Annotated in this window: 13 protein-coding genes; all 13 read right to left on the bottom strand. The window is 35.7% G+C overall.

Annotated elements, in window-relative coordinates:
• Position 1: 1 nt before the first annotated feature.
• Positions 2–1405, bottom strand: a complete 1404-nt coding sequence (locus AA089_RS03915; RefSeq protein ID WP_046755615.1) for a glycosyltransferase family protein — start codon at positions 1403–1405, stop codon at positions 2–4.
• Complete coding sequence (locus AA089_RS03910) at positions 1390–2964, bottom strand: hypothetical protein (protein WP_046755614.1); 1575 nt, start codon at positions 2962–2964, stop codon at positions 1390–1392. The genes AA089_RS03915 and AA089_RS03910 overlap by 16 nt, the downstream gene beginning before the upstream one ends.
• Positions 2961–3659, bottom strand: coding sequence for an acylneuraminate cytidylyltransferase family protein (locus tag AA089_RS03905; RefSeq protein ID WP_046755613.1), 699 nt, complete (start codon positions 3657–3659; stop codon positions 2961–2963). The genes AA089_RS03910 and AA089_RS03905 overlap by 4 nt, the downstream gene beginning before the upstream one ends.
• Before the next feature lie 376 nt (positions 3660–4035).
• Positions 4036–5193: a UDP-N-acetylglucosamine 2-epimerase gene (neuC, locus tag AA089_RS03900; protein ID WP_046755612.1), complete on the bottom strand. Its 1158-nt coding sequence runs from the start codon at positions 5191–5193 to the stop codon at positions 4036–4038.
• Positions 5194–5209: 16 nt separating this feature from the next.
• Positions 5210–6349 carry a dTDP-4-amino-4,6-dideoxygalactose transaminase gene (rffA, locus tag AA089_RS03895; protein ID WP_046755611.1) on the bottom strand — a complete coding sequence of 380 codons (1140 nt, stop codon included), beginning with the start codon at positions 6347–6349 and terminating at the stop codon, positions 5210–5212.
• Entirely contained in the window at positions 6331–6996 is a 666-nt protein-coding gene (gene purN, locus AA089_RS24160; RefSeq protein ID WP_082113194.1) for a phosphoribosylglycinamide formyltransferase, read from the bottom strand. Before purN ends, rffA begins: the two co-directional genes overlap by 19 nt.
• 4 nt (positions 6997–7000) lie before the next feature.
• On the bottom strand, positions 7001–7912 hold the full coding sequence (locus AA089_RS03890) for a glycosyltransferase family 2 protein (RefSeq protein ID WP_046755610.1): 912 nt from the start codon (positions 7910–7912) through the stop codon (positions 7001–7003).
• A 1-nt stretch (position 7913) separates the two neighbouring features.
• Positions 7914–8606 (bottom strand): WbqC family protein, encoded by a 693-nt coding sequence (locus AA089_RS03885; protein WP_046755609.1) that lies wholly within the window; start codon positions 8604–8606, stop codon positions 7914–7916.
• A gap of 21 nt (positions 8607–8627) precedes the next feature.
• Positions 8628–10130, bottom strand: a complete 1503-nt coding sequence (locus AA089_RS03880) for an HTTM domain-containing protein (protein WP_046755608.1) — start codon at positions 10128–10130, stop codon at positions 8628–8630.
• A 3-nt stretch (positions 10131–10133) separates the two neighbouring features.
• The gene (locus AA089_RS03875) at positions 10134–11138 is read right to left on the bottom strand and encodes an N-acetylneuraminate synthase family protein (protein ID WP_046755607.1); all 1005 of its coding nucleotides are present in this window, start codon (positions 11136–11138) and stop codon (positions 10134–10136) included.
• Between the two features lie 182 nt (positions 11139–11320).
• A complete protein-coding gene (locus AA089_RS03870) occupies positions 11321–12529 on the bottom strand; it encodes a glycosyltransferase (RefSeq protein WP_046755606.1) in 1209 nt (402 codons plus the stop codon).
• Positions 12529–13128, bottom strand: coding sequence for an HAD-IB family hydrolase (locus tag AA089_RS03865; protein ID WP_046755605.1), 600 nt, complete (start codon positions 13126–13128; stop codon positions 12529–12531). The genes AA089_RS03870 and AA089_RS03865 overlap by 1 nt, the downstream gene beginning before the upstream one ends.
• Positions 13121–14722 (bottom strand): hypothetical protein, encoded by a 1602-nt coding sequence (locus AA089_RS03860; protein ID WP_046755604.1) that lies wholly within the window; start codon positions 14720–14722, stop codon positions 13121–13123. Before AA089_RS03860 ends, AA089_RS03865 begins: the two co-directional genes overlap by 8 nt.
• Between the last annotated feature and the right edge of the window lie 2 nt (positions 14723–14724).

Raw genomic sequence — 14724 nt, 5'->3', positions numbered from 1 at the left:
GCTACTTTCCTCCTATTTTTAGAAATGCTGCATGCATTCGTTGTTGAACTTCATCTAACGGATGTTTTGCCACACTTTCCGCCCAATTGGTACGTGCAACACTGTTTTGATGTTTCAAGTTATCAAAATCTTGCAACATGGTTTCAATAGCTTCTTTGGAACGTAGTATGTGAACAGCTTCCGAATGCTTGTCAAAGGTCTTAAAATGCACAAATTGATACAAACGATCAATGTTGAAGTCTTTATGTCCGTTTAGTTGTTTGTAATGAAAGTAAAATGCTGGTTTTCCCAGCAATATCGCGTCAAGCGCCATGGTGGAACCAATGTTAAAAATAGCTTCACTGTAATACAATGTACTATACAAAACGCCTAAATTGGAATTTACATGATATGTTTTTGGCAATGGAAATTCGTCAGCATTCCACGTGGGAATGACTTCTGTAATGACATCTTTGTATTTTTCTAATATGGGCGTGAATCCTGTATTGTAATCTGCGGGATTTGCTCGCAAAACGATATGATACTGAACCGATTGAAATTCATTGTACGCACGAACAGCTGCTGCCAAATCCTGTAAATACAAAGGATCGTCCATTCCGATAGACGTAAAATTTCCCGAAAAACAGAGTAATTTTTTGTCCAACGGCAAGTTGTATGCTTTGTAAAATAATTCTTTTGGAATCAAATATTCCGGTTTGGTGTAAAAGGCAAATTGTGGAGTTCCTGTAACCGTTATGTTATTTTCCTGAACTTCATCAGAATAATATTGTTGCATTTCTTCCTTCATGTATTCGCTCCAAACGAAGTAATGATCGGCTTTTAGCATTTTATTCCCTTTCGGGAGATTGTCCCACGAATGGATGAAACTTACAACAGGAATTCCCAAATCGCGCGCTGCAATAACAGGTGCCAACGAAAAACTTGACACTTGATGCGAACAATAGACCATTGTTGGTTTTTCCGCTTGTAAATATGCCAAACATTCGTTGTAATAGCTTGATTTTCGAGTCAAGTTGAAATACAAATCTTCCAATTTCTGAATGGCAGGTTTTGAAGCGTAAAACTTGGAAATGAAATTGATTAAGCCAAATTTGAATTTCTTTTTCAAATTGCTTTTCCCTGGCGAAACCCTGTACAGAAGATGATTTTTATTGGCTTGAATTTTATCATTATAACGCAAGGTAGACTTCGCTTTTAGATAACGCAAAAAGTCTGTTTTCCCTTTATAATCAAAGGTTGGCAATTGCTTTGTTTCAATGGAGTTTGGCAATTTTTCTAATGCCGAAGATTTTACATTGTGCCAAACCAGCATATCAATTTCCTCAGGAAGATTGAAGAAATTGCTTGCATAATGATTTTCAAAACTTTGATATCCAACAAATATGGAGATTATCTTTTTTCGCATGGGGCAACAGCGTTATTGATATTGTCCACAAATATAGCCATTGAAAGGATTCTGAAAAGAAAATATAGTCCTCTATTCGGACTTTTTTGCTGTTTTTTTACCAATTGTAATACTTTTTCCGTGTCGAAGACAGTTTTTAATGCGTGAATGTGCTTTTCTAACAAGTCATACAGCGTTTCTCCTACTTCATTTTGCAGTCTGTGATACCAATTTTGAACACTGACATCTGACACAATTGGATTTTTGAAGTATTGTAATAAATCTTGGTTTCCATCATAGATAATTTGTTCGTGAATTTGATCAAATTCGTAATGATCATGCGACAAATTGTGTGTTGCTTTGATGAAGTCTTCATGCAGAAATGGCGTGATTTTATTTCTAAAAACGGACAACAATTTGTGACGATTTCCAAAGTTTCCTGGCAAACGTCCGCTTCGATAGAAATTGAGCAACTTTTCAGCATTGGAATTTCCTGCGTAATTTTCGGCAACAGCCGATGTTATATTTTCAGGATAATTACTTATAAATTCGTTGTAATCAGCTGTAAATGTATCTGATAGAAATTCTTTTGGCGTAATATAGTTGTGCATCGCTTGTGCTAGATTTTCATCATTTTTGAAAAACATGCGTACACATTCGCCTGCTTCTCCCATGACATAGCTGTAATTTTTAGGAATGGTTTCATCTGCAAATTTTAGCATGTCAACATAGGAAATTGTTGCTAAACCTCCTGAAATAGTCGCAATTTGCGTTGCGTAGTGTTCAAATTCGAATTCATCGCACAACGTATTGTGTTCGTAAGAAAGGTCTAAATTGATAGCGATTTCTTTTCCTTGCAATACATCTGCCGAATATACGTTTCCGAAATTTCCCGTTTTTACTGCTTGATCGCCTTCTGTAACTTGACTTAACAATGCGAGACTGTCTTTTCCTGCTGTTACACCAAAAAATAGAGTATTGGACACATTTATCCCATCTTTGAGCGAAAATGTTTTGTTTTTTTCTGAAAAGTTGATGTCTAATTTGGTACTTTCTACGTTTAGATTTGCATCAAAACTGTGCAATTTTCCGCCTTGCAATCGTGTAATATTTTTATACGGTAACGGAAACGGCGTTACTTGATATCCAAAGGTAAAATGTACTTGCATACCAACTTCATCTAATACAAGCGGAATGCGTAATTCGTTGAAATTTTGAAAGTTTAGAAAGAAAAGTTGTTGATTTTTATAAGCTGAAGTATAACTTCCATTCACTCCATATAAATCATTTACAGTGAATAATTTGCAATTTTTTTTATCAAATATAAATAGTTCAAAAACTCCACCAAATGTGTCATATATTTTGGAAAGTGCAGTTATTGAATTCTGTTGAAATTTTTGAATGAAATTTGTGATTTTTTCTTCTGTATGATCTGACGAATACCAAATAATTTCATGCGTTTCATTTTCTATCCAATACAATGTGCTTCCTTGATTGGCTTTTTTAAAAAGTTGTACATGCAAACGTACTCCGTTAAAAGAGATATGAAAGTTCGTGATGGTATGTTTTTCAAATTTCACAGCGCGAGTGTTTTAGCGAGTTTTTCTGCTTGTTGCCAATCTGCTGGCGTATCAATGTTTACATAGTACTTTTCATCAGAAACGATATACGCTAACGAATTTCCATATAATGAGTTTTCATCTTGAATAATCTTCGTTTTTGTAATGTAAATACTTCCGTCTCTGTGATATGCTTTTGGTAATTCTTGTCGCCTTGGGATGATGTGTTTTTCGCCCGTAGCGATCTGTAAGATACCATTTTTATTGGGTTTAAACGTCCAATGTGGATTATATTGATGCGGAACTTCCAAAACCGAAACCAATGCATCTGTTTGTTTTTCTTGAAATGTTTGCAATGCTTGGTCTAAAAATCCTGCAGGTCGAAAAGGACTTGTCGGCTGCAATAAACAAATGGAGTCAAAGTGTTTGCCTGCTGCTTCAAAGTAAGAAATAACGTGTTGTATAACGGGCAACGTCGGCGTTGTGTCTTCCGCCAAGTGTTTTGGACGTACAAAGGGAACATTCGCGCCAAGCGACTTAGAAATTGCCATAATTTCCTCGTCATCTGTCGTAACTACAACTTCAGAAATATGTTTTGATTGCAAAGCTGCGTCAATACTGTACTGAATGAGCGGTTTTCCATGGAGCAGTTTTTTGTTCTTTCCTGGAACTCCTTTGCTTCCGCCTCTTGCTGGTATTACTGCTAGAATGTTCATGTTTGGTTTTGGGTTTTGGGTCTTGGGTCTTGGGTCTTGGGCTTTGGGTCTTGAAAATATCTTTCTTCATTTAAAATTCAACATTTAGCATTTAAAATTTTGAACTTTTTTCAAATACTTCTCGATACTAAATTTCTTGGGAAATTTCACTCGAAGTGACGTTGTTTAGTTGTTGAAATTAGGTGCTTTTATTATACAATGAATTTTTTTCTCTGTTCTATTTTCTATTTTCTATTTTCTTGGGTTTTGCCTCTTTGGTCTTGGCTCTTGGCCTGTTGTTTAGTTAAAATTTCTCAATATTTTCCTAATCCCTAATCCCTAATCCCTAATCCCTAATTCCTAATCCCTCATTCTTCATTCCTCATTCCTCATAAAATTAATACATAATCGTTTTGTGTGCAATGAGTTTTGTGTTTGCGAGTGCGTCAGCAATGCGTTTTCCAGAGTTTCCGTCGCCGTAAATATGCTCAGAAAGCATGCCTTTTTTTCCAATTCGTTCCTGAATTGCGACTTTTATTAAGTCTTTATCGTAGGCAACATCTAATACATTTTTTCCACGTTGACGACGATTTTGACGTGTTCCGATGTTTACCGTTGGCACACCAATAAACGAACATTCGCGGATTCCTACACTAGAGTTTCCAACCAAACAATCGCTATTTTTTAGCAAATGCAAAAAGTCGTTTGGCTCCATGTTTTTAAAGAACCGAATGTTTTGTGGATTAAAATTTTCGCGATAGTAACGAATTCCGTTGGAAGTTCCATCGGAACCTGCATCTACGTTTGGCCAAAACCAAAATGTTGGCATGTTCAACTCGTGAATCGCTTTTAAGGTTGCCAACACGTCTTCTCGCGCCGATTGGTATCGATTGGTTTCAGGATGTTGCATGACTACCAAATATCCGTTAGAAATGTCTAAATCGGCGCCTACACCACCGTATTTTTTGATAAAATCTATATTGTGATTGTTGTTTTCTAAGACTTGTTTTGCAATGTCAATTGACGGACAACCTGTGTTTAGTACATATGCTGGATCTTCGCCTAGTTTGATGACTCTTTTCTTCGCATCTTCCGACGCCACTAAGTGTAAATCTGCCAGTTTTGTATTGGCATGACGTACTTTTTCATCAATGTTTCCTGTAACTTCGCCACCTTGTATGTGAACCAACGGAATGTTTTGATACGCCGCCGCAATACTGGTTGCAATGGTTTCAAAACGATCTGCAATGGTAATCACAGCATCGGGTTTTAGGTTGTAAAACACATTTGAAAGTTCCATAACGCCTAAGCCTGTCGTTTTTGCCATTGCGGTCGGATTTTCTCCTTCCAATACCATAAACACTTTTTCGTCAATCTTAAAACCATCGTTTTCAATGACATTGACAGCATTTCCGTAACGACCTAATAATGCAGAACCCGCAACGACCAATTGCAATTCAAGAGTTGGATGTTCCTGAATGGCTTTGAGCGCAGTTTTGATTCTACTGTATGATGGTCGTGCAGTTACTACAGCACATATTTTTCGTTTGCTCATTTGTTGATTGTTGGTTTTAATTTTCGTAGAACGTCTTAATTTTTGCTACAATATTTTCTACTTCGTTGATAGACAATTCATAATATAAAGGCAATCGCAGAAGTTGATCGGAGTATTTTTCAACATTTGCTAAGTTTCTTCCATCATGTTGATCGCTAAAATAAGCACTTAAATGTAAGGATTGATAGTGAAATACTGCATGTATATCGTTATTTTTCAAGTGTTTGATGAGCGCGTTTCGTTCTTGAAGATTTTTACAAATTATATAGAATAAGTGTCCGTTTGATACATTTTCTTCCAGATTAAAAAGTGCTACATGTCCTTTTTCTTGAAGCGATTTGAGTCCCAAATAATAGGTATTCCAAATTTGCTTGCGTTTGGATTGTATTTTTTCAAGATTTTCCAATTGCGCGTACAAAAATGCAGCGTTTAGTTCAGAGGGCAAAAAGGAGGAGCCAATATCAACCCAACCGTATTTGTCAATTTCCCCACGGAAAAAAGCAGCTCTGTTAGTCCCTTTTTCCCAGATAATTTCTGCACGTTCTTTAAATTTTTCGTCGTTAATCATCAACATGCCACCTTCGCCACATTGAATGTTTTTGGTTTCATGAAACGAATACGTTCCCATGTGTCCAATACTTCCTAATGCTTTTCCGTTGTAAAACGAATCAATTGCTTGCGCGGCATCTTCTATAACATATAATTTGTGTTGATTAGCAATCCGCATGATTTCATCCATATTGCACGCCATTCCAGCATAATGTACTACGACTATTGCTTTTGTTTTGTCGGTTATTAGCGCTTCAATTTTAGTTTCATCAATGTTTGGATTGTTTTCTTTGCTATCCACAAATACAATTTTTGCGCCTCGTAATATGAAGGCGTTTGCCGTAGATACAAAGGTAAATGCTGGCATTATGATTTCGTCACCTGATTTTATATCTAACAATATCGCAGCCATTTCTAACGCATCTGTGCATGAAGTTGTCATCAAACATTTTTTGAATCCGTATGCAGTTTCAAAGAATTCTTGACAACGTTTGGTATATTTTCCATTACCAGATATTTTCCCGTATTGTACAGCATCAGCGATGTACGAGAGTTCATTTCCAATGATATATGGCTTGTTGAAAGGTATTAGTTTATTTTGCTCCAAAACGTAGTGTTGAATTTTTGAGAGTTAAATCGCAATGGCGGATGATACATAATTTTTTCATTATGCTGAATTTCCACATGACCGCTTGTTGTTTCAAAATTAGCAATTATATATAAAGCATTGTACAAAGTGATACAAGCATTTTTGAAAATTACATCGTAAATCATCGTTATTTCTTGATTCCAATCGACAGCATATACACATTGTGAGATTATTTTTCCCTCATCTACATGTTCATTTACATAATGTGCCGTGGCGCCAATAAGTTGTACGTTTTTCTTTTTTGCTTCTTGTACGGTTTTCATTCCGATGAATCCTTTAAAAGCAGGAAGCAATGAGTAATGCAAGTTTATAAAATTATCAGGAATGAGGTCTAAGACTAATTTTGGAATGATTTTGTGAATTGTGGTAATGACAATGTCTGGTTGTACCTGTTGTAATTCTTCTGAAAGTTGTTGCCAGCCGTCTTTTTTAAAATCGAATATTTTTGTTGCTATGTGTTGCTGTGTAGCGTAATCCGATGCGCCACAATTTCGATCTGCAATGACAGCGACCACTTCAAAAGGCGTATTGAGCAGTTTGCTGGCTTCCACTATAAATTTGAGCGTTCCGCCATTACCAGATACAAGAAACATGATTTTTTTCATCGATTTACTTTTTTATGGTATAGTTTGGACGCTTGGTCGTTTTTAAGTTGATTCGGTATGTGTATTCTCCAATGATTCCCAAACCGAGCAATAGCAAGCTTACGCCGATTCCGATGGCAATGATTAGCGTTGGAAAACCTGCAATTAAATCATCATAGACTAATTTTCGAACGACAATGTAAATACTATACATCAGTGTAATGAAAAATATAATGATGGACGAATAGGATAAAATCCGAATGGGAATGTTTGAAAACGTAAAGAGAATGTTAATGGAATGCTCAATGAGTTTTTTCATCGTGTACGAACTTTCGCCCGCGAAACGCTCTTTGTGCTCTACTGTTGTGCTTGATACGTGGTTGGTAATCCAACTGAGATATCCATCTAAAAATGTATATGAGTTTTGCATTTCTATCAGTTGCAACGCTATGTCACGTTTGATTAATCGAAATGCGGAATAATCTTTATGTAAGTTTTCAATAGCATACGACAGCACTTTTTTCATAATGCGTGACGTGATGTTTCGAAATCGCGAATGCTCGGAAGTTTTGTTAACACCATATACAACATCATAATCGCCTTCTTTTTGCTTGTTGAGCAGATTTTTAATGTCTTTTGGCAAATGCTGCAAATCTTCATCCATCGTAATAATCATGTCGCCTTCGCATGAACCAAATCCTGCAATAATGGCATTGTGTTGTCCGTAATTGCGCGTTAACTGTAATACTTTTATATGTTTCGGATGATTTTTTTGTAGCTTTTTTAAAATGGAAAGCGAATTGTCAGGACCACAATCATGAACAAAAACAACTTCATAGTGTAGTTTTTCCGCATCACAGAATGTTGCAATTTGTGAATACAGTGCTTCTAAGGTTTTTTCACCGTTGTATACAGGAACAATTATTGAGATGTCCATATTAGAAACTTTTCATGAATTTGTAAGCGTTTGGGCCTTCATTGAATATTAAATCTAATATAGTTACACCATGCTCAAAAGGCAAATATTTTTGATGGTATTCTGGATATCCTGTATAATCCATCCATTCAATATTGATATTTGCAGCGTTGAACAGCGCAATTTCCATGTAGTTTTTAGCTTTAGGACCCGAAATATAGGTTGTTGCGTTTAATTTTTGACAAATTTCGATAAGTCGCTCATTTCGATTTCCTGAAAATTCCAGTTCACTACTTTTGATCAACTGTGTCTTGATACCTAGAATTGTATTAATCGCTTTGATAAAGGCACAATTGATGTTTGACAAATTTGTTTCTGAACTGTGTAAATATAAGTTTTCAAAGATGTCTTTATATGTTTCAAAGTAGGGCGTTTTGTTGTAATTCTGTACAATGGTTTTCCAATGTTTTTTTCGCCAAATAGTATTGGAGACTTCGGTTTCGTTGATTTTTTGACCAAATTTTCCGCTCATTTTCACAGGAATGGTCAACCATTGCGTTCCCGTTTGCGTTTTGATGATATTTCTATTACGCCAATCATTTTTTGTGTATTGCATTTCATCGTACATCACGAATATATCTGCACGATTAATCATGTCAAAATAGCCTTTCCAGGGAATGTAGTTTGATTGTATGATGGTGAGTTTTTTCGACATTACGCTTTGTAGATTCAGCTATTATAAAGATTCAACGTTTACGATGTTTGCTTCAAATTTTTTCGATTTCCAAATTACTTCGCCAGCGTCAATCCAAGGTTTTTTCTGTTGTTTGTGTAAAAAGTCTTTTTTCCATTCTCTTGGAGTTTCAACTTTTTTCACTTTTACTGTAAATCTGGCATCGTTTAAATCAACATTATTTTTATGTGCCCAAAAAGCGGTAAAATCTTTGATGCCATCGGTTAAATAATAGTTATTTACATTTGTTCCAACAACTCGAAACGTCCATTTTACCCAATTAGCGCCATATATGTAACTTTCGGGCATTCCATCTTCGTTTACAATTGGCAACCAAATTTCAGTACCATCTTTGGCAATGTATTGTACCGAAACAATGTGATTGTAATCATCAAAATGTGCGTCCATAAATACGCCGTGTTTTGTGATTCCAAAGGCAATTCTGGTTGCTACACCAGCTTTATCGGAAACTTTTCCAATAAAATTTCCAACAGTTGTTTGTTCAAAACCTGATTTTTCTGTGAATTGCTTTATCAACGGCGAACGATAGGTTGCATTGCATTGCATTAAACAAAGCGCTAACAATCCGTAAGAAATGTATTTTATCGTTTGTTTTTCATTCACTTCCGGAGTAACAACTTGATTTTCAACTACTTTTTTTCCTATTTTTTGTTCGAGATATTTCCAAAACGATACTGGAACAAGCAAGAGATAGATAGCAATGATTCCCAGTCCGAACCAAGGAATTGGAAATTCAATCAAGATTCCAAGATGCAACATAAATCCTATGATAAACATCGGAAGTCGCCATTTTTTTCTCCAAAATAAGAAGATGAATATGAATTCGAATAGTACGGTAAAATATCCTAAAAATAGGGCAAGCCATTTAATATTCATTAAAAAACTGTTGTCAGCGTGCGATATCATAGGCAAACTTGCTGGCAACCACATTCCGAGTCCATTCATCCAATTGTAAGAGGTGAGTTTGAAGAAAATAGAATCAAAATAGACAAAACCGACTCCAACCAATAAAGGTACGATGTAATGCAATTGACTTACTGTTTGATTTGGTTGATACGGTTCTCCTGTTTTTTGAGCAGCTCGTTTTTTTAAATAGTTATGTAAGGAATATTTGCGTTCCAACGGCATAAACATCATTAAAAATGTAATTCCCAAATAGGCATAAAACATGTGATATTCAAACGTATGGATTGTGCCCAAAAACACCAAGGTTAGTACATAGTTGAGAATACTTGCAATTTTAGTTTGGTAACCAATTATCATAAAAACCAATACTGCCATCCAAACGAGTAACCCCAATCCAAAGTTGATTTCGGCAACATGAATAAACGGTACCGCGTCAAATATGAGGTGTCGGAAGTAGAATAACTGGATAATTTCTCCCAACATGGTGAGTGAAAATAAAATTCGAAATAGTGATACTCCAGCGGCATCAATTTTTTTTGTGTAGCTTTTTGCTATTTTGCGTTGTAGGTATGCAAACATGAGTTAGGCAATATCATTTTTAGTTAAAAAATCCCATTGTTTCATTTCTTTTGTCAGCTTTTTTCCAATAACTGATTGAAATTCAGATGCAACAATTCCGTAGTTTTTTGGCTTTTTAGCTTCCAAGTCATTAAATGTTAACACGTGTCCTTTTGGCAAGTTTTTGTTAACTGCCAACGATTTTTCAAAGATTTGTTTTAAAGTCGCGAATGCTGAATTGTCATTTTTATCAATTGGATGCTGTAAGGCTTCATCAATGTTTCTGACAGCTTTGACCAATTGTGTTGTTTCTGGAAATGTCAGTGATGATTTTGCATCTGGACCAAACATTTCTTTGTCAAACACAACATGAAATTCCAAGATTTCGGCACCAAGTGTGGCAGCGGCAATTCCGGCTTCTATTGTTGATGAATGATCTGAGAATCCAACAGTAACCTGATATCTATCTTTTAGTTCTTGAATTACATTTAAGCCAAATTGTTTGGGTTTTGTGGGATACGACGTTGTGCATTGTAAGATGGAAAATTCACAGTTTTTTTCTTTGAGAAATGCTACGGTTGCGTCCAATTCGGCAAACGAACTCATTCCTGAAGATATGATGATGGGTTTTCCCGTGTTGGCAATTTTTTCAAGCAATAGAAAGTTATTGACTTCTCCTGAACCAACTTTGTAATGGGAAACACCAACTTCTTCTAACAAATCTACGGCCGCATTGCTGAACGGAGATGATATAAAATCTAACCCAACTTCATCACAATGTACTTTGATTTCTTTCCATTGTGTTAGTGAAAATTCCATGCGTTGCCAGTATTCGTAGCGTGTGGCATCTTGCTTGGAAAATTTAACTCTAAATGGTTCATGAATGCTACTTTCTGCGGCAGCGATATGTGTTTGAAACTTTATTGCATCAGCGCCCGTTTTTGCTACAGCATCAATGTACGCATGCGCCATTCCGAGACTTCCGTCGTGTGCTTGTGCAATTTCAGCTATGATGTAGGTTTGTTTCATGTTTTTGGGTTTGGGTTTTGGGTTTTGGTGTTGGGTTTTGGGTGTTTGGTTTTTTGTTTCGTCAGTTGAGTGAATTTGCCTAAGCAAATTTGTATCGAGAACTATTGTGCAAACAAAGCAAACAATCTCGACGGCGTTCATCGTGACATTATTTCAACATTTACCATCTGACATTTTAAATTCTATATCTCATTTAGAAACAATTTCAGTTTTTCGATCTGCGTGTTCGTTGTAAAATTTTCCAAGAACGTTTTTCGCGCATTATCGCCTGTAAATATCCGCTTTTCTGCATTGTTATACAAATCAATTATTTGTGTGGTCATGTGTTGCAAATCGTTACTTAAAATACAGTTTTCATCATGCATCAATTCTGGATAACAACTTGCCGCCGCTTTGGTACTCACCAATACTTGCGCATGATTGAAAACCAGCGGAATTCGCGTGCGTGTTCCCGTATTGTATTCCCATGGAATGATGTGAATATCGTAAGCTTTTAGTTCAGGTGCTAAGTTTTTCACAAAGCCCAAGCAATTAATTTGTGGATCTTCCAAACGCCGTTGCAACGAATCAGAAGCGTATTTTAAACTTCCAATAACGTTGAGTTTTACATGGGGAATTTGTTGTTTTATGGTTTCCCAACAAACTTCAAGAAAACGTTCCAAACCAATACGATTTGCCGTTGTTCCCATACCGCCCACGTGTACAATTGTGGGAACTTTTGCATCATTTTCTGTAATATCCGTTTTGGAATATGTTAATGGAATATACATCGATTTTGTAGCGCCAAATGCTTTTAATTCTTCCGTTTCTGTGAACGAACCCGAAACGCAGGCTTCAACTTTTTGTATGACGTCCATCTCTACACGCTTTTTTTGATAGAGATGAAATTTATATTTGAGTCCTTTTTGCTGTTTTCGTAGTTTCCCAAGTTTGTATTCCCAATCATGATGTGCATAAATTTTAGGAATATCAATTGATGTGTATGCCGCCAACAGTACTGACCATCGCCATTCTGCCCACATTAGATCAATTTGCTTTTGAGCACAATAGTTTTGTAGCAACACTTCATTTTGAGCGTTGATAAAGTGATATTCAAATTTTTCAGGATGAATTACCGCATTGAGAAGATGATTCATAGAAAGTTTTGGAACTTCATAAGCGACATGTAAAACTGCTGCCGAATTGTAAAATTCAGAGATTTCATCTACAAAATCTTGGTTGATGTTTTCCGAAATAACAGCTTTCGTATTGTCGTGATTCCAGTCCAGAAATAAAAGATGCACCGTAAATCCTGCTTTGTGTAACAACTCTAAATGACTGAAATATACAGACGCTCCGCCATTTGCGTTGGGGGAAATTTTAGTGTTATTTACAAGAAATAGTATGTTCATTATTTTTTTCTGAATGGTTTGTAATGCGATTCTGTTGCGATGGCTAACATTTCTTTGTCGCCTTCGCTGTTTCCAAAAGCGATAATTTCATCATAGTCCGCAAGATGTATTTCCTGTGTGATACGCTTCACTTTTTCAGCACCTTTACAGTTTTTACCCAAAAATTGCCCTGTAAATGTACCATTTTCATAGGCAAGTTGTGTTGCAATGAGTTTCATGTGCAATTCATCTGCAAATGTTTGCAACCAGAAGTCAATGGAAGCAGAAACCAAATACATCGTGGCGCCTTCTTTTCGTATACGATATAAATATTCCAATGCTTTTGGGCGAATGGTTCTGTATAAATATTCTTTGGTATATGCTTTTCCCAATGTGTCAATTTCCACTTTGGTTTTCCCCTTCAAAAATATGGAAATCAACGTTTCTTTGAGTTTTCCTTTATCGCGATCAGCTAAAATCGTTTTTAGAATAAGTAAACTATTTGACAGTAATAACCAACTTACTTTTCGAAAACCGTACATTTTCAAAAAGAAGTCTTTGAACGAATCTTTGTGCGTCAACGTTCCGTCATAATCAAATAAGTATAGCTTTTTACTCATGGAATTTTAGTTCGGTATTTTCAATAATGACAATGTTATTTATTTTCAACGGATTTTTAAATGTTTCCGCCTTTGCTTCTTCAAACTTAATTCCGTATTCTTTAAATAACACCTTGTTTCCCAAATAGTTATCAAAATCAACTTTGATAGGTTGCTGTTGTTTCGCTAATTGGTGTAAGGTGTTTTTTAGTTCATTTCCGTCTTTATATTTCAATCCGATACTAATTAGTACTGTAAACAACGTATTTACCAAAACCAATCCGAAAAGCACTTTTAGAAATGTTGCATGCGTTTTGTATCGCTTTAACGAAAAATATAGTAAAATTGGTGCAAGCCAAAAATACGGTGTATATCGCAGCCACCAACCTGCTTTGTTGAGTACCATTAAAAGTATGATGATTCCAAGCAACGCTTCATATTTTGAGAGCTTGAAGTTTCTTCCTATTCTCACTACACAAAACGCATAATAGAGTATTGAAATAAGCAAGATACCGCTCCACCAAACGCCGAAACTTCCTGTTCGTGGTGCGCCGTTTCGTGTTTTTTGCAATTCGTTTTGTGTAAATGTAAACGGAATTTTCACATACGAATCGCCTTTGTTTCCAATAGAAGCCAAATTGCTCAACACCAATTGATGTACGCGATTTTTACCTTGTACCAAAGCAGGTTCGTAGTCTTGAATGAAATTAATTTTATTTTTTCCCATTACAGGATATAAAGGATGTCCATTTTGCGAAAAATTTACCATGTACGGTCCTACTAAAAATGGAATTGCCAAGACGGATACTAGCAATGTTTGTTTTATGTGTGTTTGAAATGTTTCTTTCCGAAAGTAGATTCCGTCTACCAAAAAAATTCCGTACAAAAAACCTGCAAAAATGATACCTGTAAATTTGATATTGATCAACAGCATTAATCCTATAAACACTTCCCAACGATAGGTTTTTTGTTCTTTGCTCATGACGTAGGCAAAAAAAGTAATGATCGTTGTCGCATATAGAAATCCATCGATTAAATTGGTCATCAATTGTGTTAAAACTACTGGATTTAAAGCAATAATAGCTGAAATAAGAATTGTTTTTTGCAGCGATTCTTTGTTTCGAAAATAGTTAAAAACGTATAGAAAACTTAGTATTAAAAATAGACTATTGATAGCTTTGATGAATGTAATGTTGTGAAAAACACTGTACAAAACGGCTCCAATACTTTCGTAGGCTTTTGGATAATGTTGTACCCAAACATAGAGCGGATTTTCTTTGGAAAGTTGTTCATATATCGGATTCCAACCATTCGCCATTTGTATGGACATTTCCTGATGATACGATTGTCCGTCATAGGTTAAATCTAAATATAAGCTAGCGGTTCCAAATAGAAATAGCCAAAAAAGTACAAATATTCCGTTGAGTAAAATTGATTTTTTCGTCCAACCAATACAGCTATTCGCACTTGCCCAAGCTGCCAACAATATAAAAATACTTGCGTATATATTTAATGAAACTCCAAATAGAAAAATCATTGTGATGAATAGAAAAATGCTTCCTATAAAGAGGAAATTCAATCGTGCAAAATTTGATATGAATTGTTGTAAATTCATTG

This window comes from Kordia jejudonensis, from assembly GCF_001005315.1.
Lineage (GTDB): Bacteria > Bacteroidota > Bacteroidia > Flavobacteriales > Flavobacteriaceae > Kordia > Kordia jejudonensis.
Note: the sequence above shows the minus strand (reverse complement) of the source record. Positions and strands in the feature narration are given on the sequence as shown.